The 26275-nt window shown below is 34.9% G+C and carries 22 protein-coding genes and 2 riboswitches; of the genes, 15 read left to right on the top strand and 7 right to left on the bottom strand.

The genetic code is table 11. The features are described from left to right. Window positions 1-31: 31 nt before the first annotated feature. Window positions 32-1351 carry an aldehyde dehydrogenase family protein gene (locus tag MHI10_RS15195; RefSeq protein WP_340786839.1) on the top strand — a complete coding sequence of 440 codons (1320 nt, stop codon included), beginning with the start codon at window positions 32-34 and terminating at the stop codon, window positions 1349-1351. 241 nt (window positions 1352-1592) lie between these two features. On the opposite strand, the gene MHI10_RS15190 is transcribed toward MHI10_RS15195, so the two are convergent. From MHI10_RS15190 to MHI10_RS15170, 5 genes are all read right to left on the bottom strand, one after another. Continuing rightward, on the bottom strand, window positions 1593-1916 hold the full coding sequence (locus tag MHI10_RS15190) for a DinB family protein (protein ID WP_340786838.1): 324 nt from the start codon (window positions 1914-1916) through the stop codon (window positions 1593-1595). 21 nt (window positions 1917-1937) lie between these two features. After that, on the bottom strand, window positions 1938-2519 hold the full coding sequence (locus tag MHI10_RS15185) for a GNAT family N-acetyltransferase (protein WP_340786836.1): 582 nt from the start codon (window positions 2517-2519) through the stop codon (window positions 1938-1940). 91 nt (window positions 2520-2610) lie between these two features. After that, entirely contained in the window at window positions 2611-2790 is a 180-nt protein-coding gene (locus tag MHI10_RS15180) for a hypothetical protein (protein ID WP_340786834.1), read from the bottom strand. 45 nt (window positions 2791-2835) lie between these two features. Then, window positions 2836-3351: a DUF4871 domain-containing protein gene (locus MHI10_RS15175; protein ID WP_340786832.1), complete on the bottom strand. Its 516-nt coding sequence runs from the start codon at window positions 3349-3351 to the stop codon at window positions 2836-2838. Then, window positions 3348-3587: a hypothetical protein gene (locus tag MHI10_RS15170; RefSeq protein ID WP_340786829.1), complete on the bottom strand. Its 240-nt coding sequence runs from the start codon at window positions 3585-3587 to the stop codon at window positions 3348-3350. The genes MHI10_RS15175 and MHI10_RS15170 overlap by 4 nt, the downstream gene beginning before the upstream one ends. A gap of 497 nt (window positions 3588-4084) precedes the next feature. Here MHI10_RS15170 and MHI10_RS15165 point away from each other — a divergent pair, with 497 nt between their 5' ends. From MHI10_RS15165 to dut, 9 genes are all read left to right on the top strand, one after another. Further along, window positions 4085-4858 carry an alpha/beta fold hydrolase gene (locus MHI10_RS15165; protein WP_340786828.1) on the top strand — a complete coding sequence of 258 codons (774 nt, stop codon included), beginning with the start codon at window positions 4085-4087 and terminating at the stop codon, window positions 4856-4858. 286 nt (window positions 4859-5144) lie between these two features. After that, on the top strand, window positions 5145-6056 hold the full coding sequence (locus tag MHI10_RS15160; protein ID WP_340786827.1) for a LysR family transcriptional regulator: 912 nt from the start codon (window positions 5145-5147) through the stop codon (window positions 6054-6056). 104 nt (window positions 6057-6160) lie between these two features. Next, a complete protein-coding gene (locus tag MHI10_RS15155; protein WP_340786824.1) occupies window positions 6161-7264 on the top strand; it encodes a 5-methyltetrahydropteroyltriglutamate--homocysteine S-methyltransferase in 1104 nt (367 codons plus the stop codon). 59 nt (window positions 7265-7323) lie between these two features. Next, on the top strand, window positions 7324-8688 hold the full coding sequence (locus MHI10_RS15150) for an MFS transporter (protein ID WP_340786823.1): 1365 nt from the start codon (window positions 7324-7326) through the stop codon (window positions 8686-8688). 482 nt (window positions 8689-9170) lie between these two features. Beyond that, window positions 9171-9348: riboswitch (cobalamin riboswitch) on the top strand. A gap of 129 nt (window positions 9349-9477) precedes the next feature. Further along, a complete protein-coding gene (locus MHI10_RS15145) occupies window positions 9478-9702 on the top strand; it encodes a glutaredoxin family protein (protein ID WP_340786822.1) in 225 nt (74 codons plus the stop codon). After that, window positions 9699-10058: a class Ib ribonucleoside-diphosphate reductase assembly flavoprotein NrdI gene (nrdI, locus tag MHI10_RS15140; protein ID WP_340786820.1), complete on the top strand. Its 360-nt coding sequence runs from the start codon at window positions 9699-9701 to the stop codon at window positions 10056-10058. Before MHI10_RS15145 ends, nrdI begins: the two co-directional genes overlap by 4 nt. After that, window positions 10055-12148, top strand: coding sequence for a class 1b ribonucleoside-diphosphate reductase subunit alpha (gene nrdE / locus MHI10_RS15135; protein ID WP_340786817.1), 2094 nt, complete (start codon window positions 10055-10057; stop codon window positions 12146-12148). The genes nrdI and nrdE overlap by 4 nt, the downstream gene beginning before the upstream one ends. Beyond that, a complete protein-coding gene (gene nrdF, locus MHI10_RS15130) occupies window positions 12136-13104 on the top strand; it encodes a class 1b ribonucleoside-diphosphate reductase subunit beta (protein WP_340786814.1) in 969 nt (322 codons plus the stop codon). The genes nrdE and nrdF overlap by 13 nt, the downstream gene beginning before the upstream one ends. Window positions 13105-13115: 11 nt before the next feature. Then, entirely contained in the window at window positions 13116-13553 is a 438-nt protein-coding gene (gene dut / locus MHI10_RS15125) for a dUTP diphosphatase (protein ID WP_340786810.1), read from the top strand. Between the two features lie 94 nt (window positions 13554-13647). Here the strand turns inward: dut and MHI10_RS15120 are convergent, their stop codons facing one another. After that, window positions 13648-14088, bottom strand: a complete 441-nt coding sequence (locus tag MHI10_RS15120; RefSeq protein WP_340786808.1) for a YfmQ family protein — start codon at window positions 14086-14088, stop codon at window positions 13648-13650. 413 nt (window positions 14089-14501) lie between these two features. Between MHI10_RS15120 and pdxR the strand changes: the two genes are divergently transcribed. Further along, a complete protein-coding gene (gene pdxR / locus MHI10_RS15115) occupies window positions 14502-15932 on the top strand; it encodes a MocR-like pyridoxine biosynthesis transcription factor PdxR (protein WP_340786805.1) in 1431 nt (476 codons plus the stop codon). A 277-nt stretch (window positions 15933-16209) separates the two neighbouring features. Then, entirely contained in the window at window positions 16210-16413 is a 204-nt protein-coding gene (locus MHI10_RS15110; RefSeq protein ID WP_038187584.1) for a cold-shock protein, read from the top strand. Window positions 16414-16690: 277 nt separating this feature from the next. Here MHI10_RS15110 and MHI10_RS15105 read toward each other — a convergent pair whose 3' ends face one another. Further along, window positions 16691-22522: an NPCBM/NEW2 domain-containing protein gene (locus tag MHI10_RS15105; protein WP_340786803.1), complete on the bottom strand. Its 5832-nt coding sequence runs from the start codon at window positions 22520-22522 to the stop codon at window positions 16691-16693. A gap of 151 nt (window positions 22523-22673) precedes the next feature. Next, window positions 22674-22757, bottom strand: a riboswitch (cyclic di-GMP riboswitch). 787 nt (window positions 22758-23544) lie between these two features. Between MHI10_RS15105 and MHI10_RS15100 the strand changes: the two genes are divergently transcribed. The 3 genes from MHI10_RS15100 (at window position 23545) to MHI10_RS15090 (ending at window position 26086) form a co-directional block, all read left to right on the top strand. Next, entirely contained in the window at window positions 23545-24261 is a 717-nt protein-coding gene (locus MHI10_RS15100) for a metallophosphoesterase family protein (RefSeq protein WP_340786801.1), read from the top strand. A gap of 407 nt (window positions 24262-24668) precedes the next feature. Further along, on the top strand, window positions 24669-25955 hold the full coding sequence (locus tag MHI10_RS15095; protein WP_340786798.1) for a helix-turn-helix transcriptional regulator: 1287 nt from the start codon (window positions 24669-24671) through the stop codon (window positions 25953-25955). Further along, a complete protein-coding gene (locus tag MHI10_RS15090; RefSeq protein WP_340786797.1) occupies window positions 25955-26086 on the top strand; it encodes a hypothetical protein in 132 nt (43 codons plus the stop codon). The genes MHI10_RS15095 and MHI10_RS15090 overlap by 1 nt, the downstream gene beginning before the upstream one ends. Window positions 26087-26275: the final 189 nt, after the last annotated feature.

Here is a 26275-nt window from a genome sequence, read left to right as displayed (position 1 = left end):
GAAAATATTTTTACTTTGAGGAGGAATTGACATGGTTGCAGTAATAGCCGAAAAGTTACATGAAATTTTTGAAAAGCAATCGAAATATCAATGGGAAGCACGAAAGTCTACTGCAAAACAGCGCGCGGACAAATTAACTCGCTTAAAGGAAGCTATTATAAAGCGGGTGGAGTGCTTTGTAAATGCTGCAAATAAAGACTTTATGATACCTGCTTCTACCGTACAAAATCAAATTTATTCCGTTATTCATGCAATTGATTATGCCATTGAAAATGTAGAAAACTGGATGAAACCAGAGCGGGTAGAGCAACCACAAAATGGTGAAGCGTATATTTTATATGAAGCGCGCGGTCGTGTTTGTATTTTTGGTACTTGGAACTCACCGATGTCTGTTACAATTTATCCACTTGCAGAAGCACTTGCTGCTGGCAATTGTGTTGTCATCAAACCAAGTGAATTTAATCCAAACCATAATAAAGTATTACAAGAAGTGATTGAATCCGTATTTGAAGAGCGGGAGGTAGCGCTTGTACAAGGGGAAGCTGATGTATCGGAACAATTATTGAAGTTACCATTTGATCATTTCTTCTTTACAGGTAGCCCGCGTGTTGGAAAAATTGTTATGCGTGAAGCGGCCAACCATTTAGCGGCAGTAACGCTTGAATTAGGAGGTAAATCTCCAGCTATTATTGAAAAAGGCTATGATTTAGAAAAGGCCGTTCAAAATTTAGTTTTTGGCAAAGTATTAATGGGTGGTCAGTTTTGTATTTCTCCAGATTATATTTGTGTGCATGAGGATGATGTTACTGCGCTTGCCGAAACGTATCGTCAAAAAACGTTAGACATGCTTTATGATGAAGGAAAAATTCGCTTGACGGAGCGTACACAAATTGTGAATGAGCAACATTACAAACGCTTAAAAAACTTATTTGAAGATGCGCTTGCTAAGGGGGCCGTTATTTTAAGTGGTGGTACTTTTGATGATGAAAACCGCTTAATTGAACCGACGTTACTCGGTGGTGTGACGGGAGAAATGCTTATTGCGGAGGAAGAGATTTTTGGTCCGTTAACATTTGCGCACACATACACGGATGTAAGTGAGGTTCTACAATATATCCAATTGAATCCGAAGCCACTCGCGTTATATATGTTCAGTGATCAAGAGGAGTTCCAGCAACAAATTTTAGCATCGACTTCTTCCGGCGGTGTCACAATTAATGGTATATTCATGCATAATGTTCACTTGTCATTACCGTTTGGTGGCGTCAATAATTCGGGAAATGGTAGCTTCCATGGTATTCATGGATTTAAAACTTTTTCTCATAACCGCGCGATTTACAAGGTGGACTAGTTAAGGTTGAAAGTAATATTCTCGATAAAATGGCACTTGCTCTCGGTAAAAGAGCAAGTACCGTTTTGTTTTATTTGTGCATCATTATTTAAATCTATTCGAATAGAGGGATTTTTTGATCTATTCCATAACAATGAACAAGCATAGCGTGTAATTGCCCTCTGTGATGATAAAGGTGCGCTACAATTTCTAATAACCATTCGTATCGTGAGTACGTAACACCCCAATAAGAAGTAATTTTCTATTGAAGTTCGATTTCTGTATAGCTCATATATTTCTCTTCTAATGATTGATAATTTTTTACCAATGCATCTTTCATTTCATTTGGGTTTTTATAAGAAACACTTGAATAAAACGTATTCATCTCGTCTTGAGACGCTCCATCAGAGATGAGTGAATCAGCTATACAAATCATCGCAATATGTTCTAATAGCTCACCGATGGAATATTTATCTGGTGAGGGTCTTTTTTGAAAGTCATGTTCTGCTAATTTTTCGATCATCTCAACAATTGTTGTTACTGCGAATTTAATTTGATTTAATGCACTCGTGCAATAGATATTCATCGTAACCAGCTTTCTATTAAATTATTTGAAATACTTCTCATAACAGACACACTGATGTTTACGGGTAGTATCGTTGAATTGTTCAATATCATTGCCAACATAGTGAGAGAACGATGAAACCGGGAATAAATTTGGAATATTTGTTGTCATTCTATTGTTCATTTCATTGCCCTCTAAATAGAGATGATAATAGGAGTCGACTTGATTGAATTCCATTTTTTCATACCACTTTTGAACCCACTTATCATCACGAGTCCATGCTTCCAAGCGATTTAGATTTAGTTCATTCGCTCGTTTTTCAGCAACTTTTAATAGACCTTCACCGATACCTTGCCGCGCATAATCAGGATGAACCGCAATATGCCAAATCATACCACCTAGGCCCTTACCTCTTGAACAAACTGTAGCTTCTTCTACTTCATATTCAACATCAAGCAAACCTACAATGATTCCATTTATTTCAGCTACTAATTCGATGGAAGAATGCGTATAATTTTCTTTTTGATTTAGCACATTATCATAATAACTTGTATTTAGAAACGCAAGAACTCTACAGCGTAGCCACCCTTGCTCATCTTCTTTTTTGTATTCTCTAATTATCAAATTAATGCTCCTTCATATTCTGTTTTATTGATTAAATGGAGGCTATTTCTATATTGGATTGTGACATAGCGCGGTTTGCTTTCAAATAGCATTACTTTTCTGTTCCATCTATCTTATTTGCTGAAACAAATATGGCAGTGGCTACTATAAAGATACCTGTACATAACCACATGGCAATGCCGTTCCACTCACTTCCGAAAATTGTAGTAGTGCTTAACAAAACAAGTTGCATTAAACAAATCGAAATATAAAGTTCTCGGGTTGGATTCATTCTTATGCCCCTTTTCTTATACAGAAGTAAAATATTGCAAACGAATTACTCTTTAATATCTAAAACCAACTGATCAAAAAATTCCCCATCAGTATACAGCAAAACCGCCCATTGTCCTGCTTCTGGAATGTTAACGGCTGAAGGTGCGTGTGCATCGGCTCCGTTATTCGCTCCACTGAGAACTATCGTCCAACCATCGGCTAGAATGGGATGGGCAGTTCCGGTTTCTCTGTGAAGACCAACGACTGTTAGTTTCGTGTCCGCGGGATTCTCGATTCCCCAAAGGTGCCACATCCATTTTTGGTTAATATTTATGCTTGGCATATCGGCGCCAATAACACCCGATTTATTTTCATTCCCTAAAATATTGTTATTGAAAGTCACCGCTTTTTTAGCCCAATCGACGGACTCCAAATCACTAACTTCAACAAAGTCTGGTAGATTTTCAGGTAAAATCAGCTTGTCTCTAATTGTTTCATTTGTAGTGCAACCTACAGTCAAAAAAAGCATACTCAAGACAATAAACAGCTTTGATATTCGTTTCAAAAAATACATTCTCATAAAATAATTTTCTCCCCAAGATTGTCTAAATCCCGTTTTAAGTTGAAAATAATAAGTATTTTATGGGATCTCTCTGTAACTCGGCCAAAATCTACAACTTGCTGAATTTCAACGATGTCATTTGTATAAATTTTTTGTGAATCCCTCACTTCTGTAATCGTTTCCCCAAGATTCGTAGCGTCCCAATGGATAATGTTAAGCTCAACAAAACCCTGAAAAGAAGCAGCTATGTTCAAATTATCATCCCCTCCACTATAAATACAGAATATTAAGTCTAATGAAATTGTAACATAACAGCGATTTATATAAGTTCAACAAAAGTTTCTATCTTTTCATTGTAAGGATTCTAATAAAGTATGCGCTAGGTTGGGCTGGCTAAGCACATGAGGCGCACAGACAATGTTAGCACAAATCTATACGACTCATCTGTGTGCGCATGTAGCAGGCCAGCCCTGAATTAAATTTTTCCGTTCTAATAAAAGCCTCCTCAATTGAGTGCGTCGCTGCCGTGGGAGGCGACGTATCCTGATTTAGATATTCATTCTAAAGAGATGTTAGTTTCATAAGTTGAACCTATATAGTTGGTAAATTAATGAAATCCTAATTGTGAAAGTGTCTAGTTTATGTAGCAAAAAAACATCAAATTTCCTAGAAATATACGTAAATACGAAACCATAACGTGACACTTTTCGTAATATTACTATACGTTAAACTACTAAAGGATGAGAACCATTTGTTACATTATAAAATATATAGCCAACAACACGAAGAGTGGGTCGTTTTAGTACATGGTGCTGGTGGCAGCTCGACGATTTGGTATAAGCAAATTCGTGCGTATCGTAAGCATTTTAATGTGTTAGTAGTCGATCTTCGCGGGCATGGTGGTTGTGTCATTACAAACAGTCCGACTAAATATACACTTGATTTAGTTAGTCAAGATATTCTAGAAGTGCTTGATTCATTAAAGATTGAAAAGGCTCATTTTGTAGGAATTTCACTAGGGACGATGTTAATTCGTCAATTAGCTGAAACGAATCCAGAACGATTCCATACGATGTTGCTTGCGGGTGCTGTGATACGAATTACTCCAAGACTGCATTTTTTACTTGGAATAGCCAATACTTTTAAAAAAATGATTCCATTTCTGTGGTTATACAAAATATTTGCGTGGATATTAATGCCGAGAAAAACGCATGAGTCTTCACGTCATTTATTTATACAAGAAGCAAAAAAAATTAAGAATAGGGAATTTTTGCGTTGGTTAACATTAACGGCTGGTATCGCAAAATATTTAGTGAAAATTAATGAAAAGGACACAAAGATTCCGTCACTCTATATTATGGGGGACGAGGATTATGTATTTTTAGAACCAGTGAAGCGATTAGTAAAAGAGCAAGTATCAAGTAAATTAGTCATTTTAAAAGACAGTGGTCATGTATGTAATGTCGATCAAGATGTGAAGTTTAATGAAGTGTCATTACAATTTTTATGTAACGCAACGAATTAGCACGGAAGTTTCCTTTAAAGGAATCATAGTTAGCTCAAACAATCTAGCAATCTTCATTCCTTATAGGATTGGAGAATTGCTAGATTGTTTTATAAATCGAGATACATAAGCCACTTTTCTGCAAGATGTTAAATCGTATTAACGCTCAAAATCCAGCCTGTTATATTCAATAAACCCGATAATAATTAGTATTGCCTCATCAAATGCTTTAACATATGTATATGAAGGGAATCAAAGAATGAAGTAAAAGGGATCTACCTATACATAACAGAAAGAGGGAAAAATAATGACACTACAACAATTAAAATATGTAATTGAAGTTGCGCGAAGTCGTTCGATTAGTAAAGCGGCTCAAAATTTATTTATTAGCCAACCGAGCCTTTCGAATGCGCTAAAGGAGTTAGAAAATGAAGTGGGCATTGTGATTTTTTTGAGAACGAATAAAGGAATTATATTGACACCAGAGGGAGCAGAGTTTTTAGGTTATGCTCGCCAAGTAGTTGAACAAGCCGCGCTTCTAGAAAATCGGTATTCAACTACGCAATCATCACAGCAACACTTCTCTGTATCCGCTCAGCATTATGCATTTGCGGTAAGTGCATTTGTACGCTTGCTAAAAGATTACGATCGCGATGAATACGAATTTGCGTTAAGAGAAACGAAAACGTATGAAATTATTGAAGATGTGAAAAACTTACATAGTGAAATTGGCATTTTATATGTAAATGATTTTAATAAAAAAGTAATTCATAAATTTCTTAGAGAAGATAATCTCATATTTCACGAGCTATTTGAAGCCAAGCCGCACGTATTTATTAGCTCACAAAATCCACTCGCCAAGCAAGATTTTGTGACATTAGCAGATTTGATTCCTTATCCGTATCTATCCTTCGAACAAGGGGACTATAATTCTTTTTATTTTTCTGAGGAAATTTTAAGTACGATTTCTAGACCGAAAAATATTCGCGTGAGTGACCGGGCTACTCTTTTTAATTTATTAATTGGATTGAATGGTTATACAATTTCTACCGGTGTGATTAGTCATAAACTAAATAGCAAAGATATCGTTTCTGTTCCTTTACATGTAGATGAACGGATTACAGTAGGGTATATTACACACAAAAATGTGAAAAATAGCCCTTTAGCAAATGTTTATATTGAATATTTAAAAGAATCCATTGCTGAAGAATTAGTTTAGCCATAGTTTTAAGCTATAGCTAGTGATACATTTTATGTGTTATCTACTAGCAATTTTCTCGTGCTACAATCTCCTTACATTACAAATTAAAGGGGATATACACAATGACAGTAAAAAACATCACTTCACCATTTCGATATGATCATGTAGGGAGCTTATTACGTCCTACAAATTTATTACAAGCACGTGAGCAATATAAATCAGGTGCAATCACATATGACGAATTAACAAAGGTAGAAAATGATGAGATTATCCGCATTGTTGAAAAGCAAAAAGAAAATGGTGTACTAGCCGTTACGGATGGCGAATTCCGTAGAAGCTGGTGGCATTTTGATTTCTTAGGTGGGCTTGATGGCGTTGAATTATACGCGAAAGAAACGGGTTTGAAATTCCACAAAATGGAGACGCGTAAAGGCGGTATCCGTGTTGTTGGAAATATTGATTTTTCAACACATTCATTTGTAGAGCATTTTAAATTTTTAAAAGAGCATGCGGGTGATGCAGTTGCAAAACAAACGATTCCAAGTCCAAATATGCTTTTATGTCGCGCGGATATCGAATTCGAAAAATACGAGGACCGCGAGAAGTTCCAACAAGATACGATTTTAGCTTATCAAAAAGCAATCCAAGCATTTTATGATGCAGGATGCCGTTACTTACAATTAGATGATACAGCTTGGGCAGATTTCTTTTCAGAAGAAGGACACAACAAGCTGCGTGATCGTGGGTTAGAACCAGCGGAAGAATTAAAAGTATTACAACGTATGATCAATGAATCCATTGCACATAAACCAGAAGATTTAATCGTAACAATGCACATTTGCCGCGGTAACTATAAATCAAACTACTTCTCAAGTGGTGGCTATGATTATGCTTCTGAAGTAATTTTCGGAGGTTTACATGTAGATGGTTTATTCCTAGAATTTGACGACGAACGTTCAGGAAGTTTCGAATCATTAAAATATGTTAACCGCAAAGATTTAAAAATTGTATTAGGCTTAATTACTTCTAAGTCAGGTGAATTAGAAGAGAAAGAATATATTAAAGCGCGTATTGCAGAAGCGGCAACATATGTACCACTTGAACAGCTTTGTTTAAGTCCACAATGTGGCTTTTCATCTACGGAAGAAGGCAATATTTTAACAGAAGAACAACAATGGGAGAAACTTCGCTTTGTAAAAGAAATTGCAGACGAAATTTGGCGATAAGGTATTCTCTGCAAAGAAGATAGCCATTACCATAAATACAATTTATATCGGAGGATATCATGAATACAGTCAACCCTATTGAAATAGTTAATCACAGTAAATTAAAAGGCTTTCATTATATTTTAATCATTTGTTTGTTTTTTATTATGATGTTCGACGGCTATGATGTTGTTATTTATGGGGCGACCATTCCTTTTTTAAAGGATGAATGGGGATTCTCTAATATCGTAGCGGGGTCAATTAGTAGTTATACAACGATCGGTACGGCAATTGGTGCGGTGTTATTCGGCTTGTATGCAGATCGTTTTGGAAGAAAAAACATTATTATTTTTACAACCTTCCTTTTTAGTTTATTTACATTATTATCTGGATTTGCAACAACGCCTCTCTTATTTATCATTTGTCGTGTCATTGCAGGATTAGGATTTGGGGGAGTTATGCCGAATGTTGCTGCTTTAATTTCAGAATATGCCCCGACAAAACATCGTGCGGCCATTATTTCATTCATTTTTTGCGGGTACTCTGTAGGTGCGATGCTTGCCTCATTTAGTGGCCAAGTATTTCTAGAAAAATTCGGTTGGCAACCTGTTTATTGGATTGCTGGTTTACCACTTCTTATTTTGCCTTTTATCGTGCGTATCATTCCAGAATCCCTTAATTCTTTAGTTCAACAAAAGGATACGAAAGCGCTTGCTGCTGTTCTTCGAAAAATAGAGCCGACGCTTCCGAAAGATGTTCAATTTACATTTGCCGAGCAGCTAGCAAGTCAAAAGTCTCCAGTACGTGATCTGTTCAAAAATAAACTTGCTTTAAGTACAACGATGTTTTGGTTATCATGCTTCTGTACATTTATCTTAATGTATTCTTTAAATACATGGCTTCCAACATTAATGATGAATGCAGGCTATGACTTAAAATCGAGTTTGATGTTTATTGTAGCGCTACAATTCGGTTCAATTGCTGGCACAATGGTATTCGGTAATTTCATTAAATATTTTGGTTTCAAACGTGTCCTTATCCCGCTTTATTTAGTTGGAGCGGTATCACTGACATTGATTGGTTTTTCAAAAAATATTTATCTTGCTTATGGGCTAATTGTTATTATTGGTGCTGCTTCACTTGGTTTACAAAATATGTCGAATGCTTATGTGGCGGAATATTATTCAGTCGATGTTCGCGCTGCAGCACTTGGTAGTACAATGGCTTTTGGACGTATTGGTTCCATCGTTGCCCCAACGTATATGGGCATTTTATTAACGTTTAATCTCCAGCCACAAATTAACTTTATGGCAATTGGTATTGCGGCAATTTTTGGTGCAATAGCGATGAGTTTTATTCGTGAAGAACGTGCAGACTACGCGGTGGAGAAGCGCGTAACGTCTAATAAAGTCACAAAAGTAAAAGCTCCTGCGAATAGTTTATAATCTTTGTCAGCTGAAAAATAAAAAATTCCATAGCAGTTTAGCGAAGCCTTATAAAAAATCAGGGACGGTTGAAAAGCGTCCCTGATTTTTTATTGCTGGGATTTCCGGTTAATAGCCAAGTAGTCGGCCTTGATAGCCAAAATTACGCAAATTATAGCCATATTCTGATCGCTAATAGCCAAACATCAGCAGGTTATAGTCAAAACAATGCAGTTAATAGCCATTCCACGTTATAATAGCCAATTTCCCTCATTTTATAGCCAAATTTGCCAACCTCTTATACTTTGCAGCTGATTTCCATTCTAAAAAGGGCTATGTGGCAAGAACAGATTTTGGTGTTGCTCCATTTATGATATACTCTATTTTGGTAAAAATTTTGATGAATTATTATACTAAACCAATACATATTTATGGTAATCGTTATTTGAGATTTACTTTTCATTTGAAGGATGGTACACTAAGGGCTATCCAACAACAATATATTGTGTTTGTTTTTTGAAGGTACTACTATATGTAGTTTAAAAGGGAAGTTCGGTGCAATACCGACGCTGTCCCCGCAACTGTGAAGCTGACGATGATTAAATCCACTGTACATTCGTATGGGAAGGTAATCAGAGAATGAAGCAAAGCCAGGAGACCTGCCTTTAGAAAACCAATCAATCATTTCTTCGGGGACTGGGAAATGGGGACGTCACCACTTTTAGGTATTATTAACGTTTCCATTTTAGGCTGTCTCTGTAAAAAGAGACGGCCTTTTTATTTTATTATTTAAGAAAAGAGGAATTTATTATGAAACTTTATACGAAAACAATTTGTCCGAAATGTCTTTGGGTGAAATCTGAATTGCAAAATGCAGGACTTGAAGCGGAAATTATTAATATTGATCATGATGAGCAAGCAAAACAAAAAATTATGGAAGCTGGGCTTTTGAGTGTACCTGTTCTTGAAGTGGATGGAACGTTTACAGCAGATGTTAAGGAGATTATTGCTCAAATTGAGTTGATTACGCAATGATTGTTTACGCGAGTCGTACAGGGAATGTGCGTAGTGTTGTTTCGAAGTTAGAAAAGGAATCCATTGAAATTTCGGAAGGATTACTATTGAAAGAGCCTTATTTATTAATCACTTACACAGATGGATTAGGAGCTGTCCCTGCAAAAGTATCTCATTTTTTAGAAGAGAACCGAGCATTTTGTAAAGGGGTAGTTGTGAGTGGTAATAGTAATTTTGGACATACGCAATTTGGCGCTGCTGGAGAAAAAATTGCGGACACTTATGAAGTACCTTTAGTGTGTAAATTAGATTTAAGGGGTTATCAGGCAGACTATGACGTGATACAAGCATTTTATGAAACGAGGGTATTAGCATGAAAACATATTTAAAGCTGAATAATGATGTATTGAATCGTTATAGTACAACGGGTCAACTAGAGTTAGAAAAAGATCATGAGGCAACGCGCCGTTACTTTTTAGAATATGTAAATGTCCGTTTACGTTATTTTATTGATCTAGAAGAAAAAATTCGCTATTTAGTTGATGAAGGTTACTATGAAAAAGAATTTATCGACATGTATGAGATGGAATTTATTAAACATTTGTACAAAAAAGCGTATGATTATAATTTCCGTTTCCCATCTTTTATGAGTGCGAGCAAATTTTACGATAGCTATGCAATGAAAAGTCGTGACGGGGAAGAAATTTTAGAAAAATATGAAGACCGCATTGTCATTATTGCCTTGTATTTAGCAAAAGGTGACAAAATTTTAGCAGAACGTTCTGTAGAAGCGATTATGGAAGCGTATCAACCTGCAACGCCGACTGCATTAAATAGTGGAAAAAAAGCACGTGGTGAATTAGTAAGTTGCTTTAAATTATCGATGGATGACTCGATGAATAGTATTTCTGAAAATATTGGCTATTGTTTAGAACTTTCACGCCTTGGCGGTGGGGTTGGCGTGAACTTAACTGATTTACGTCCATTAGGAGATCCAATTAAAGAAATTTTAAACCGTGCAAGTGGTGTAATGCCAGTAGCGAAACTTTTGGAAAACTCGTTTAGTTATTCCAATCAGCTGGGACAACGAAATGGTTCGGGCGTTGTCTATTTAAATATTTTCCATGCGGACGTTGAAAATTTCATTTCTTCAAAAAAACCGAATGCGGATGATAAAATTCGCCTCGCTACTTTATCGACAGGTATTATTATTCCGAGTATTTTCTTTAACCTTATGAAACGTGATAAAGATATAGTGCTATTTAGTCCATACGATATTTTTAAAGAATACGGCAAGCGCATGTCTGAGATTTCAATTTCGGAAATGTATTATGAGTTACTAGACAATCCGAAAATTCGTAAAATCAAGCGTTTAAATGCACGTAAACTTTATACGGAAGTGAAAAAAGCACAATTTGAATCGGGTTATCCATTTGAAATTTTTGATGATAATGTCAATGATGTGCATCCACTTAAAAATATTGGCCGTGTGAAAATGTCCAACCTATGTACTGAAATTTTACAAGTACAGCAAACAAGTTTAATTACGGACCAAGATCAACCGAATGAATACGGGCTAGATGTATCTTGTAACTTAGGTTCAATCGATATCCATGCAGCAACGAAAGTGAATGATTTTGGAGCGTTAGTCGATACGGCGATGCGTTTATTAACGAATGTTTCCCAAATGACGAACATAAAAAATGTACCGTCTGTTGTAAAAGCAAATGAATTAATGCATTCCGTAGGGCTTGGTTGTATGAATCTTCATGGCCATCTTGTTACTGAGGAAATCATGTACGGCTCGAAGGATTCTGTTGATTTTATAGATCGTTTTATGGAAGCGATGAACTACTACTCACTTCAATCATCAATGGAAATTGCCAAAGCGAATGGCGAAACATTTTACCGATTTGAGGATAGTGAATACGCTTCAGGCATTTATTTCGATCAATATGTAAATGCAGAAGAAAAAGAACTTTCGCCTGTCGTGTTAAAAGCACTTGGAAATATTCCAATCATTACGACAAAAATGTGGGAAACGTTAAAGCAGGATGTGATGCAAAACGGTTTATTCCATTCGTATCGTTTAGCGATTGCACCAACAGGTAGTATTTCATACATTCGTAGTTGTACAGCTTCTATCGCACCGAGTACAGAGCGCGTAGAAGTTCGTGATTATGCAGATAGCCGCACAATTTATCCGATGCCACATTTAACAAATGAGAACAGTCATTTATATGTGGAAGCGTACGATGTCGATCCTTATGACTTAATTGATTTATACGCAGCTTCTCAAAAACACGTAGACCAAGGGATTTCGATGACGCTTTATGTGACGGACAATTGGACTACCGAGCAATTGGCTAAAGTATATATTTATGCATGGATGAAGGGCATTAAATCCGTTTACTATGTTCGTCAACGTTTACAAAGCCTAGAGGAGTGTGTAGCATGTCAAATTTAATTTATGAAGCGGTCAATTGGAATAAACCAACGAGTGAACTTGCACAAGTGTTTTGGGATCAGCAGTGGAAGCAAATTTGGTTACCAGAAGAAATTGCTGTTAGTAAAGATATTAAGCAGTGGAGTAATTTTGAGCATCAAGACACGTATAAAAAAGTGCTTGCTGGTTTAACTTTACTTGATACGATTCAAACTAACATCGGAATGAATCAAGTTGTTGAATTTACACCTGATTTACAGGAAAAGGCGGTTCTAACTGTTTTTGATGCTTTTGAAGCAATCCATGCCAAATCGTATTCGTATATATTCACAACGCTTTGTAAAAATGAGGAAATCGATGAACTTTTTGAATGGGTCAAGAAAAATGAATTCCTTCAATATAAAGCGAATAAAATTTCGGAAGTTTACAATAGTATCGAAAAAGGCGATTCAGAGAGTCTTTGGAAAGCAAAGTTTGCATCTGTTATGCTAGAGTCGTTCCTATTTTACTCTGGCTTTTTCTACCCGTTGTATTTAGGTGGACAAGGTTTCCTAAGAAATAGTGCAGAAATCATTTCACTTATTTTACGTGATGAATCCATTCATGGTGTGGCTGTAGGCTTCTTTGCTCAAAATCTATTTAAGCAATTTTCACCGGAAAAACAAGATGAGCTTAAATTATGGGGTTATGAATTATTATTGGATTTATATCAAAATGAAATGAATTATACAGATGATGTATATGCGGAAACAGGTTTATCGCCTGAAGTAAAAGCCTATGTGCGCTATAATGCCAATAAAGCGTTAATGAATATTGGGTTTGATCCAATGTTTCCAGAAGAAGAAGTGAATCCAATTGTTATGAATGGTATTCGTAATGAAGGTTCTACTTACGATTTCTTTTCACAAAAGGGTGCGACCTATGCAAAAGCAAAAGTAGCACCAATTACAGATGATACATTTAATTTTAATCGTTAGGATGAAGAATAATGAACTTAGAAGTAAAAATTAAAAGAACGCACCCAGATGCATTGCTTCCTATGCAAGCCAATCCGGGTGATGCTGGAATGGATCTGTATTCAATTGAAGCAGTAGACATTCCGGCGGGAGAAGCGAAACTAATTAAAACAGGTATACAAATCGAATTACCACAAGGAACGGAAGCTCAAATTCGTCCGAGAAGTGGCCTAGCATTAAAACATAGTGTGACAGTTCTTAATAGCCCAGGCACAATTGATGAAGGCTACCGCGGCGAAATCGGTGTTATTTTAATTAACCATGGTAAAGAAACATTCATTGTCGAAAAATCAATGCGAATCGCTCAAATGGTCATTCAATTTGTCCCATCAGTTCGACTACTAGAAGTAAATGAGCTATCTCAAACAGTACGTGGCACATCTGGATTTGGAGCAAGTGGTACAAAGTAGGATGGTTAACACGTTAAAATAAAGTTTTAAAAAGCCCTGAAATCCTGATGAAACAAGGATTTTAGGGCTTTTTAATAGTCTGTCTGAAATAGTGCTAACTCAATCCATTTGTCGACATCGCAAAGTTTTGTAAATCATGAGAACTAAGACTATACGATTCAACTTTCTTCTTGTTTTGCTTAACTACTTCAATCGCATCTTCAGAACGATAAACAAAGAAATGAATATCCTTTTTGTCGTTTTTTACATTCATCACAAAAGGTGTAACATCCGTATCAGGATGGAGAAATAACTCTTCTTTCCCTTTTAAAATAACATGTCTTTTTAAAATGTAAGCTTCATTAAAGTATTCGATAAATGTCTTTTTTTCTTCTTCGTCCAAATATTTTCCATTAAATGTTACGGTGACATCTTTTGGATCAAGTTTTGAATATAGTTCAAATTTCTTTAAAGCCCAGGATACATACGTACTCGGTGCACTAAAGAAAAAGTTAAAAAGAAAAAATAGTACTGTAATAATGATAATCCAAACCATATTTGATCAACTCTTTCATTAATAATTCTCATGATGATATTTTTCAACATAAACACAATCAAATTTTACTTTCTTCCTATTTTAATAGTACCAATCACATCTAGTTTACAATATGACAATAGTGGAAAGTCCAATTTAGTTTTATAATAGCCTCCTCGAATTCGAAATACAAGGAGTTAAGATAGATAACACAAAATGTTCTTAAACGTAATAAAGTTTTTTGGTATAATTTTATTCTTAAAAATAGGCGCCAAATCAACGTTTTTATATGAAAATGTGGATTGAAAGTCAAAATGGATGGCTAAAGTAATGGTGAAGTGGATGGTTATTTGCTGAAGGATTTAGATTAATATTGATATTTTTTAGCAAGAATACTTAAAATTAGTTTATAAAGAAGTAATGGGGGAGTATATATGGATTGGATGCCTGATAGAAAAGCGAAAAAAGCGATCTATAAACAACTCGCGGAACATATAGAGAAGGGGATTGCGGATGGGACATTTCCACCGGATAAACCACTACCATCAGAGCGGGCTTTAGCGAATGCTCTACATGTAAATAGAAGTACTGTAGTCAATGCATATGATGAATTACAATCGATGGGGCTCATTGAAAGAAATAGAGGAAGCGGAACGACCATTAGTAAAGATATATGGGGGATAACAAAAAAACGGATTCCGAGCTGGAATAGATATATTGATGCGGGTTCTTTTTTACCTAATTTACCAGTTACACAAAAAATAAGAAAAGAAGCGATTGAACATCAATTAATCAATTTAGCTAGTGGTGAATTGTCAGAAAACCTTTTCCCGAAAAGCTTTTTAAGGGAGATCACCTCAACGCGTTCTTTTATAGGAAGTCTTGGATATGACCATCCACAGGGCAGTGAAATCCTGAGAACGACCCTTACAAAGCATGTAAAAGAATATCGGGGAATTGAAGCGGAACCTTCATCCATACTTATAACATCAGGAGCACAACAAGCTTTGCATTTAATCGTACAATGTTTGTTAAAGCCTGGAGATGCAATTGCAATAGAAGATCCTTCCTATAATTATAATCTGCCATTTTTTAAATCAGCAGGCATACAAGTACATTATTTACCTGTTGGGCAGGACGGCATTAACCCTGAAGAATTACATGGATTATATAAAAAACACCGTATTAAAATGATCTTTTTAAATCCAAACTTTCAAAATCCAACAGGTTCCTTAATGAATAGGAAGAAGAGAGAAGCAATTTTAGATATATCTTCTAAGCTTGGGATTCCAGTTGTAGAGGATGATCCATATAGTTTAACCGCTTTTTCAGGAGAGAAAATCCCTACGCTTAAATCATTAGATAAGAACGGAAACGTGTTATACATTAGTTCTTTGTCCAAAATTGTTGCCTCAGGATTAAGAATAGGCTGGATTATTGGCCCAACTTCGGTGATTGAAAGATTATCCGATGCTAAGCAGCAAATTGATTTTGGTCATTCCAGCTTTACACAATGGATTGCGAATGATTTTTTAGAATCGAATAATTTCGATGTTCATATAAAAAGGTTAATTAAAGAATTAGAAAAAAGGCGAAATCGAATTATTAAAAGCCTGGATGTTTATTTAAAAGACCAGGTTGAATACTCCATTCCTCAAGGTGGTATTCATATATGGTGTAAAATTCTTAAAGACTATAATGAAACCCAATTGCTTGAAGAATCGATTAAAAGGGGCGTCATTTATGTTCCAGGCTCGACAATGGGATCTAAAAATGGCTATGTTCGTTTTACTTTCGCAAAAGAAGAGGAAGATTCGATTGATGATGGAATTCAAAGGTTTGCAGAAGCGCTTAATTTTATATAAAATAGAGAGGTTAAATCTTCCGGTAGAAGCGCTTTTTTACGTTAACAAAGTATGTTTGAAAGTAACGAATTATAATTTAAAAATAAATTTAGCTTAGGACTAGCCAAATCGAAGTTCATGGTATATAATAAATGTAATAACATCGTTTGTAAGGAAATAATGAATTCACATATTACAAAGAGTAATCATGTATGTTTTCGATACTTTTTGTAATATGTGGATTTTTTTCTTTTGTTGAAGAATGGTATTATTAATACAATTAATGGAGGTCATTTAAATGACACAACAAGGTACAGTAAAATGGTTTAACGCAGAAAAAGGTTTCGGTTTCATCGAAGTTGAAGGCGGAAACGACGTATTCGCTCACTTCTCAGCTATCCAAGGTGAAGGTTTCAAATCTCTTGACGAAGGTCAAAAAGTTGAATTTTCAGTTGAAGATGGTCAACGTGGCCCACAAGCTACAAACATCGTAAAACTTTAATTTTAATGATGTAACCATATAGGGTTGCCCCAAAAGTCATTTATATGGCTTTTGGCGGCAGCCTTTTTTTGTTGTTTTTATTTTGAGATAAAAATGGAATATAATTCTCATAAGTAAATAAACAAGGGGAGAGAAGTATGAGAATGGGCGTACTTAAATGCATCTGCTCTCTATTCGATGTTGGAATTACTGCTAAATATCTTTAATCCAGACAAAATATTAAACGCCCTTGAAAATGAATAGATTTTCAAGGGCGTTTGCGTATTTCTACAACTGATTAGTTATTGTCGATTATCGATATTATTTGAATCAAATTCCCTTCTACTTCAAAAGCAATTGCGAGTGTATAAGGACCTTTTTCCTCTTCTGAAAGGTCGATTATAAATTGCTCAGCATTTGCTTCTAGTTGCTTAACATCTACTGGGATTTCTTTAAACGTCATATTATGTCTAAGCCCAATTTGAGTAGGGTTAACGTGTTTTCCATCTAATCCTTTTACTACATTGATCACATTGAAAATGGCGTCTTGTCCATTTGGAGCAAGCATTTCAATTATTTGTGGGTCAGCGATTAGATTTTCGAAATTAGTTAATCCTTGAAGTGGTGAGAAATCTGTAACTTCATTACCTGTAATATCTAATGTAACTAAGTTTTTAGCGTATTGTAAGCCTTCTAGACTTGTGATTCGTTCCGTTCTCATTGCAGGACCATTCAGAATAGTAAGCTGCTGCATATCACCTAAAGTGATTTCACCTGTAAGCGCTAGTGTTTGCTGGATATATGTTTTTAAAACGTTATCTGGTATGTGGATGATTTGTGTTAAATCAATTTCCACTAATGCTGCGATTGCTTGATTTAGCGTCTCTAGAGCGTAGTCAATTTCTGTTTGAGTCGCTTGCTTATTAGCAAGTACTTCTTCAGCATTTGCTAGGTTAATAAGTAGGGCATCCATACTTTCGACTGTATAGTTTTCAGCATCAATTTCATTTGCATCGTTAATAGCTGTTTCTAAATATTCCGTGAAAGTTCTCTCTGCATTCGCAAAATGCAATTTCGCATCACCCCATGTAGCATGGTCAGAACCAATGCCATTACCGCCATCAGTAACGGCTAACTTTAATTCCCCCGCGCCGCTAATATTCACTTCAACGAACTGTTGAGGATCTCTAGAGTTCATTAAGCCACTGTCGAATTGTTTTTCACCATCAACATATACTTGGAAAATAACAGAAGCTACAGAACCATACATGTTTCGGTCTACACCTACAAATGAAGTGAAGTAATCGGCATCTTTATTTGTTAAATCATAAATAATAGTTGAATTCGCATGTGCACCAATCCCTTTTTCGTAAGCGACTTCGCTACCATTCTCAGCTGTTAAACGTAATGTATTGCCGCTTATAGAAATATCTTTCGTAGGAGCGGTATAGCTGTTTTGAGTAGATGTCCAGTCAAAATTAGATAAATAATTGTAATCATCCATATTTACGACGGAAATCGTTCTCTTCGCAGTTGTTTCATTGCCGTCGCTATCTGTAACAGTATACGTAATCTCATATTTGCCTGTTCGATCGAAGTTTACTTGATCTGCCCCTGTTACTTGTACAGCAGCTGTTAGATCACCATCTTCTGCATCAAACGCAGTATATTGCTCATTGATGTCAATTGGAGTGCCTACTTTAGTTGTAACTGATTTTGGAATCGTAAGCTGAGGAAGGCCATTTGAAATATAGAACTTCGCATCTGCAAAGTCAGCATGATCAGATTCATTTCCATTACCCGCATCACTTGCAATCAGTGTTAATTCATTTACATTCTTTACCGATAGTCTTACAAGTTTTGCTTCTGTATTATAATTCATAACATCGCTGTTATAGATTTCTTCGCCATCTGCTAAAACTTTGAAAGTAATACTCGATTTATTGTTTTCTGGAATATTTCGATCTACACCTACTAATGTTTCGAAATAATCATAGTTTTTACCTGTAAGATCGTAAACAATTTCTGAGCTTGCATGTGTACCGATACCTTTAGCAAATTCTTTCGTTTCCCCATTAACGAGTACTTTGATCGTTTCACCAACTGAAGCCTTATCTTTGTTAACCGTTTTCCAAGCAGTTTGTGCAGATTTCCAATCTGTGTCACTTGCAAATGTAGCATCACTGTACACATAGATTTCTTTTGCTTTCGTAACTGTATTGCCATCACTATCCGTTACAGTGTATTCCACATTGTAAGTGCCTGTTTTATTCACATTAAAGCCATTCATTGTCACGTTTACTTGTTCAATTAAATTGCCGTCTTCCATATCGAATGCCTTTACGTCTTGAAGTACGTCAAAGTCGCTGTTTAGCTTTACGAATGTAAGATTCTCAGAAACAGTTATTGTAGGCTTACTAGAATCTTGCGTAAATTTAGCATCCGCCCATACGGTATGATCGGACGTATTTCCGTTATTATTTGCATCTGTTGTTATTAATTTCACTTCTTTTGCACCAGTGACAGGAATCTTTACAAGTTGATGTTCTGTACCCACTTTGAAAACGTCACTAGCGAATTTCTTTTCGCCATCTACCCACACTTCAAACGTTGCTGATGAAGGTTTTCCTTTCACTGATTGGTCGATTCCGATATAACTTTCAAAGAAGTTAAAGTCTTTTCCATCTAAGTCATAAACGATTTCGGAATTTGCATGTGCACCGATACCTTTAGCATAAGGAGTATCAAAACCTTGTCTCATTAATGTAATCGTTCCACCGGAAACTGATTTATCTAATTGTAATGAACCCCAACCAACTTTTACAGATTGAGCAGTTAAATCCGAGACATATGCAAAATCGCTTACTACGGTAACTTTTGTTGTCTTTGTTGCTGTAATATTTGCGTTTTTCACTTCGTAAACAATTTCGTATTCACCTTTTGTTGTAACATCAACATTATTCGATTTTACAACGACATCTGCTGTTATATCATTTCCTTGATACGAGGAAGCTTTTACATAATCCATTGGATCAAACGCTTGTCGTAATTTTAGCGTTACTTGTTCCTCAATAGATATGTTTGGTTGCTGTGAATTTATTTTTACAGGTTTTAAACTCTTTAAATTTTTATCATAAGCAACGATTTCATAAATATAAGAGTCATTCGTATCTACATTTTTATCGACAAATGAAGTATTTGCAGTATATCCAACTACTTTGCCGTCTCTCAGTATTTCATAACCCATGGCAGCGTCTTTATTAGCCGAATCTATGCCATATGTTAATGTAATCTCTTTCTTACTTTTATCTGAAGTTAGTGATTGTACAGTAATTTTCGCATCTTTTGAAAAGCCAGAACCTTTATAATCGCGTCCTAAACTATGCATGTATTCTAATTTAACATCAGGTTTAGGTAAATGAGCAACCTTTTCCTTCATCTTTTCAGTAGCTGTTACATATCCCCAGTCGTCAAAGAATGTTGTTAAATCTGTTTCAGTCGCTAAAGAGAGACCTACAACTAGTCTTTGTAAGTTACTACCTAAACCATCCATAACGCCATCTGGATTTGTTCTTGCGATTCGAGAAGCTTTTCCATAACTGTCTTCACCATAGTAATATTGTACTTGCTCCAGTACACCTAAGTAAGTCCAGTAACCGTGATTCACTTTTTCACCTGAAAATCTTTTATACATTGAATTCCAATCTACGCGATCGTCCGTACTGTTATTAAATAATTTTCTTAAGATGACAGAATAAATATTATTCGTTACTTCTGTATGTTCCATAGTAGAGTTATTTATATTATGACCCCATTCATGATAATAGGCCCATCCATCGTTTCCAGGGGTACTAAATGGTTTAACGATTTGTTTGAAGAATCCATCATCTCTTCTAGGTGAATTTCCACCGTTATAGCCTGTATATCCCCAGTCAGACCAGCCATAAGGACCTTTTGTGAATACCCTCGAAGTGAACTTTTCATTAAATTTTTGCTCGTTTTCTGTATATCCACTAATTTTTTGGAACTCTTTCCACATTAATTCCCATTCATCCATTGTGTCAGATACAGTTTTTCCTATTGGCTTTAATTCCTGAATGCCTTTTAGTGCACCAGCAGCACTTGTTGAGATTGTATTATTTTCTGAAACAAGTTCTGCGACATTGAAAACAACATCATTAGGTTTTCCATTTGCGAAGTCATTATCGTTTACACTAATTTTCGCCACATATTGTTCTAACTCTTTTTCAAATGCTGCAGGATCTGTTTTCCCATGATAGTAAACAGGGAAGGCTGTCCCACCAATTAACCTTACTTTAGGTGCATAAGCTTGTTGGCTTGGTAAAGCAGGGTTTTCTACATAAATAACTGCAGGTTTCATATTTTCATAAGAAGGGGCCGTTATTGTATTTAAACCAGGGTGTAATGGATATCTTCTTATCCAACCATTTTTATCGTCAGCGATTTGACCTAATATTAAGTTAGGCATTACACCTTTTTCATCGGCATCAACAAATACTTGAATTGTTTCACCAGGTACGGCATATTTACCGAAAGTTTCTAGTGAAAATGACGTTCTTGGAATTTGGTGCGTTTTTGCTTCTGCATTTGGATTTCCACGCTGAGAGGCTACTACGATTGCTTCGTCAGTCACAATTTCGTTGCTTAGTAATTTTTTTGCAATCGTTAAGTTTACTTGTAATTGCTCCTTAATTGGATGTTTCGCGACTTCTTTTTCTAATTGATTGATGATATCAATTGACGCAAACTCTGGTTTTAATTCATTCATTAAACCATTTGTAAATAAATTATTCACTTGATCTTCTAAAGTATCTTCTTTATAAAATGCAAGTTCTGATAAAGTCGCCCAGTTTTGATTTGATTTTTTAAACTTAAATTTAACGCGTTTAAAAGTTGTAGGTGCAAATTTAGCTTCTACTAATCCTGCCACCATGTTATGTTGACCAGTTGCAACTAGTTGATAAGTATTTCCTATTGATGTTTGAGAGGCATAAATTTCGAACTCTTCTGCAAACCCTTTGCGGTCAGAATTTCTTGCTCCGTACATAATACGATTTAACGTAACGGATTCTTTGAATTCTACTTCTACTTCATTCGAGAAATCTTTTGAATTGCTTCTATTTGTTTCCCAGTACGTATCTAAGTTGCCATCTGTGGCATTTCCAATTACAGCGCTACTATAGTGACCACCATTGTTACGGATATTCTTAATGTTTCCAATATCCATTTTAAATAACTTTGAGTAATCTTCGTTTGAATAGTGAGTAAATGATTTTGTAATGGCTGTTGTAGCTTCTGTATTTACGCCACTTATTATTGCCTTTGCATTGGCGATTCCGTCTTTAAAATTTTCATAAAGCGGATGACTTTTTGCTTCTTCTTCTAATTGGTTAAGAGCCTCAATTGTATTAAATGCTTCACTTACTTTACTGAATGTGTCATCTGTAAATAATGTCTTCATTTTTTGAGATACAGAATCTTCTTTATAGAACATAAACTCCGAAGCACTTGCCCAGTCTTGATTGGCTTTCTTAAACACAAATTTTACTCTTTTAACTTCAGTAGAGGGAAACTGAATCTCGACGATATCCCCTGTAGAGCCTTTATATTCGCCAGTTGAAAGTAATGTGAAATTATCGCCTTCATCTGTTAACGAACTATGTATTTCAAATTCTTGGGCAAAGCCTTTCCCTTTTGCGCCTGATTGACGACCAGCGTACACAATTCTATCGATTGAAATTGTGTCATTAAAATTAAATACAACTTCATTTTTGAATGTAGAGCTGTTTGGTTTACCCGTTTCCCAGTGCGTATCTAGCTTGCCATCTAAAGCATTTGCAAGAGGGGAACCAGAATAGTTTCCACCATTGTTTGTGATCGATTTGATACTTGTATGGGCAATTTTAAATGCTTCATCGTATGCATGTAAAAGGTTTGATCCGTACAAATCAAACTTACTCACAACCGCTTTAGTAGCTTCACTAATACTTCTTTCCACTGCTACTGTTGTCATTTCCCGATTAGGGGATTCACTTGCTAAAACATTCATTGGACCACCGACTAAATTGAAAGCCATGGCTGCTACTGTTGCAATTGCAACTACTCTCATCAATATTTCCTCCTTATGAACGAATCCCTAAGAAGCGCATTAAAAAAAGCCACTCAAAAAGAGCAGCTTTAATTCAAATAAAGTAAAAAAAATTAACATAAAAATGCTTCTTTTTTTATCAACTTTACTAAACAAAAAGTATAATGCACTCTTCGGCAACTGGCTGACATAGTGATACACCTTAGTCCCTATAGTTTTGCGTCCTTAAATTTCTTTAAGTTTGCCTATTCAATTTTACACTCCAAAGAATAGCATAATATCATTTATTTACCAAGAATACTTTGCACCATAAAGTTATCAGAAATATAAGGTAGTATGTATGGAGAAATCAAATAGTTGGTAAATTTATCTACCTATTATAATAGGAAATACGATGTGGATGTGTGAGGATTTATGTTTTACTTGTCAATTAACTTTAAACAAGCTATTTTTCAAACGCTCAAAAGCTCGTTTGTCAAATATCAACTAAATAATCGTGTCTAACTTACGGGGGGCACATCACTACCAAATACCTAAGTTAGCACTTATTTAAAAATATGTTGCATGTCAAAATCAACAATTTGGATAAATGAGATTTTTTTAGTCTCGAAAAAAGTTTCCGATGTAAAATGAAAAATACCTCAATTCAGTTTTGAATGAGGAAACGTTGCTAAAAGTGGATTTACAAGGGAATTTAGTTGAGCGGAGCGGGAAATGTGAAAACAAAAATAAAATAATCAATTGTGTTTAAATAATCTGAGTTGAAGCGGAATAGGGTGAAAAAGTATCCTTTTTAACGAGATTTCACATTTTTATTGGCAATTTAATTGAAAAATAGCTATGTCTTTTGATCTGCATATTGGATGTTGTCTTTTGATTATAGAGGCGATAAATGCTCTGTTTTGAGTTGTTTTTGCTCCTTTTTCAATTGTTTTTGTAAGTGTGGGAGGATATGATTTAAGTAACGTGCACTTCGGAAATGAGTAACACAATGTAATACATAAGAATTTAACTAAAATATAATTAAAAAGGACTGATCTCTATTGAACTTATTTATAATAAGTGATATTCACGGTATGTATCAGCAATTTGAACAATTAATCAAAAAGTGGGATATGGAAAGTAAATTCGTCATTTTGGGTGATATGGTTGATCGAGGCCCGCAGTCATTACATGTGATTCGCAAAGTAATGGACTTAAAGCGGACTTATGGGCAGCAAGTCATTGTATGTAAGGGCAATCATGAGGAGATGTTTTTGAACTACTTGTCATCCCCAGAAGCGAATAAAGAATTTTATTTTAGAAATGGTGGGCGTCAAACGATGGATTCTTTTTTAGATCAGCTTCCAAGCGAAATGAAAACACTAAACTTTACTGAACAGGCTTCTATTATTAAAGAAAGGTTTAAAGAGGAGACTTCCTTTTTAGCAGAGGCTGAATTATTTGTCATAGTTGGGGATGTATTACTCACACATGCTGGATTCGAAACGCAGTACGACAATTTAGATAAATCCACAGAAGATGATTTTTTATGGACGCGTGACCATTACTTAAAAGAAAATCAAACGCCGTATGTGAATGTGTTTGGACATACACCGTTAAAATATATTCATGAAAAAGACGATGTTTGGATGAGTGAGAATGGCAAGTTTATTGGGATTGATGGGGGTTGTTGCTATGGTGGGCAATTGAACGCTTTATTCATTTCAGATAAGGGAGAGGTTTTGAATACTTTTTACGAAAAATCTTCAAATACTTAGCACCTATTTATATCATACCTCCAAATGAATCTTGGTTTAATCCTATTACAATGAACGGATGGATTATATTTTTAGAACTAATCATTTTGTTTGGTACATTTCTAGTTCGCCTTTTTTGTAAGAAAAGGTATATAACTTCCGCCCAAAAAAGATAGTCATATTGGTCAAAGCTGGGGAAGAAAGTACGGGGAATAGTAGGTTTCACTTAGATGGGATTATTTTCAATTAAGTCTACTCGGGTATAGTGTTAGTAAACTTAATATTCAGTCTATTTAGGGGTTCTTTTATAATGCCAGAAAATAATTTACTTAATTTAGGAATATTTTATTTCGCTTTATTAATTTAATGATATAATATTTAATGATTCAGAATAATTAACTTATTTAATTTAGAAAGGAGTAAATGCATTGGAGTTAAAACTAGATTTAACAAATATTGGTTGTACAATTAAATTATATAGAAATCAACAAGGAATTACGCAAGAAGAACTGAGTCTAGGAATATGCACACCATCTTATTTAAGTAGAATAGAAAATTCTAATATTGTAGCAAACCTAGAAATTTATGAATTATTATTTCAAAAATTAAATCTAGATTTCAGTGCAAAAAAACAGGAATATGAAATTGTAAATGCTATTTTAGAATCCTTTTATACCGATTTACTCCTAAATAATAAGTTTAATGAGTCATCCTTAGAAGTTTTGAAGGGGCAAAATCCTCTTTTTTTTGAAAGAAATTTGAATTTGAAGCGAGAGTTAGTTTTGTGTAAGTATTTAATAACTCTAAGAAAATATGATGATGCAAAAAAACAACTGAATGCGATTAGTAAAACTATTAAAACCGCAAATTCTAGAAATAATTTCTTATATAGTAATATAGCGATTTTGTTATTTTATTTAACAAATGAATATCAAAAGGCATTTGATATGATAGAGCGAATGGAGAAGAATGATCGGTTTTTTAAAGATGGCAGTAAGTTCGAAATTGCATGCTTTCATTTCAATGCTGCATTGGTTGCTATTAAATTATATAAATATCAAAAGTGTATTGATTCGTGTAGCTTAGCTTTAGCCTATTTTAAAATCTTATATAAACCATCACTCGACTTTAAATGCCATATGATGTTGGGGATAGCTAAAAATAGAATATGCCAATTTACCTTAGCGGAAGAACATTATTTTATTTGTAATAACATACTTGAAAATATTGAAGAAGTGAGAAGTTTAGAGAATTTCAATTTGTTGTATTCAAACTTAGGATACTGTAAAGAGTGTCAAGGAGACTTCAAGCAAGCGATCGTATATTATTTAAAAGCTATCGACTATCAAGAAGATGTAGAAATATACATAAACTTATTGATATGCCATTTTAAAATAGGGAATTTTAATGAATCAATTAAGTATTTAAAAATAATTCGAAATTGGGGGGATACAGACTCTAAAATTCAACATCAAGTTGAAATATTTTCGATATTATTGACAGAGGATCATTCAATGAAACTTTCAGAACTCGCACAATTAGAAAAAAGTGCATTTAAGTTCTTTGAAGTTAAAAAACTATATGTGTTAGGAGGTTATTACGCAAGAATTTTGGCAAATTATTATAAAGATTTATACATGTATAAAGAATCCAGTGATTATTTTGAAAAAGAGTTATTGTTTAATGAACTTAAAAGAAAAAGGAGAGAAAATTAATGAAGAAGTTATTATCAATGATGGTATTAGTAGGAACGATTTGGATTGGAATAGGTAATGAGTCGGTAGGTACTTTTGATCGAGACAAAGTGCCTGAACCGTTCAGCATTATAAAAGCAGATAAATTCTAATAACGAAATTAGCAAATTCATTTGTTCCGTAAGCAAAGCGACAGGGCAAGTACAGCACTCTCTCGTACTAGATGCGTACTTTAGCATCAGACGAGGGAGTGTTTTTATTTTGAAATAAAATGCCTTTAAGTGGAGTTATTCATTATCGGAGTTTAACATTTTGACTCTTGCGAAAGTTTAAAATAATGT

Origin of the sequence: Solibacillus sp. FSL K6-1523, from assembly GCF_038005225.1 — a bacterium.
GTDB lineage: Bacteria > Bacillota > Bacilli > Bacillales_A > Planococcaceae > Solibacillus.
Note: the sequence above shows the minus strand (reverse complement) of the source record. Positions and strands in the feature narration are given on the sequence as shown.

Coding starts and splice junctions, on each gene's coding strand:
- MHI10_RS15110 (WP_038187584.1), top strand. CDS start 16,210: ATGACACAACAAGGTACAGTAAAATGGTTTAACGCAGAAAAAGGTTTC.
- pdxR (WP_340786805.1), top strand. CDS start 14,502: ATGGATTGGATGCCTGATAGAAAAGCGAAAAAAGCGATCTATAAACAA.
- MHI10_RS15145 (WP_340786822.1), top strand. CDS start 9,478: ATGAAACTTTATACGAAAACAATTTGTCCGAAATGTCTTTGGGTGAAA.
- MHI10_RS15120 (WP_340786808.1), bottom strand. CDS start 14,088: ATGGTTTGGATTATCATTATTACAGTACTATTTTTTCTTTTTAACTTT.
- MHI10_RS15160 (WP_340786827.1), top strand. CDS start 5,145: ATGACACTACAACAATTAAAATATGTAATTGAAGTTGCGCGAAGTCGT.
- MHI10_RS15105 (WP_340786803.1), bottom strand. CDS start 22,522: ATGAGAGTAGTTGCAATTGCAACAGTAGCAGCCATGGCTTTCAATTTA.
- MHI10_RS15195 (WP_340786839.1), top strand. CDS start 32: ATGGTTGCAGTAATAGCCGAAAAGTTACATGAAATTTTTGAAAAGCAA.
- MHI10_RS15190 (WP_340786838.1), bottom strand. CDS start 1,916: ATGAATATCTATTGCACGAGTGCATTAAATCAAATTAAATTCGCAGTA.
- nrdI (WP_340786820.1), top strand. CDS start 9,699: ATGATTGTTTACGCGAGTCGTACAGGGAATGTGCGTAGTGTTGTTTCG.
- nrdF (WP_340786814.1), top strand. CDS start 12,136: ATGTCAAATTTAATTTATGAAGCGGTCAATTGGAATAAACCAACGAGT.
- MHI10_RS15175 (WP_340786832.1), bottom strand. CDS start 3,351: ATGAGAATGTATTTTTTGAAACGAATATCAAAGCTGTTTATTGTCTTG.
- dut (WP_340786810.1), top strand. CDS start 13,116: ATGAACTTAGAAGTAAAAATTAAAAGAACGCACCCAGATGCATTGCTT.
- MHI10_RS15155 (WP_340786824.1), top strand. CDS start 6,161: ATGACAGTAAAAAACATCACTTCACCATTTCGATATGATCATGTAGGG.
- MHI10_RS15180 (WP_340786834.1), bottom strand. CDS start 2,790: ATGAATCCAACCCGAGAACTTTATATTTCGATTTGTTTAATGCAACTT.
- nrdE (WP_340786817.1), top strand. CDS start 10,055: ATGAAAACATATTTAAAGCTGAATAATGATGTATTGAATCGTTATAGT.
- MHI10_RS15090 (WP_340786797.1), top strand. CDS start 25,955: ATGAAGAAGTTATTATCAATGATGGTATTAGTAGGAACGATTTGGATT.
- MHI10_RS15150 (WP_340786823.1), top strand. CDS start 7,324: ATGAATACAGTCAACCCTATTGAAATAGTTAATCACAGTAAATTAAAA.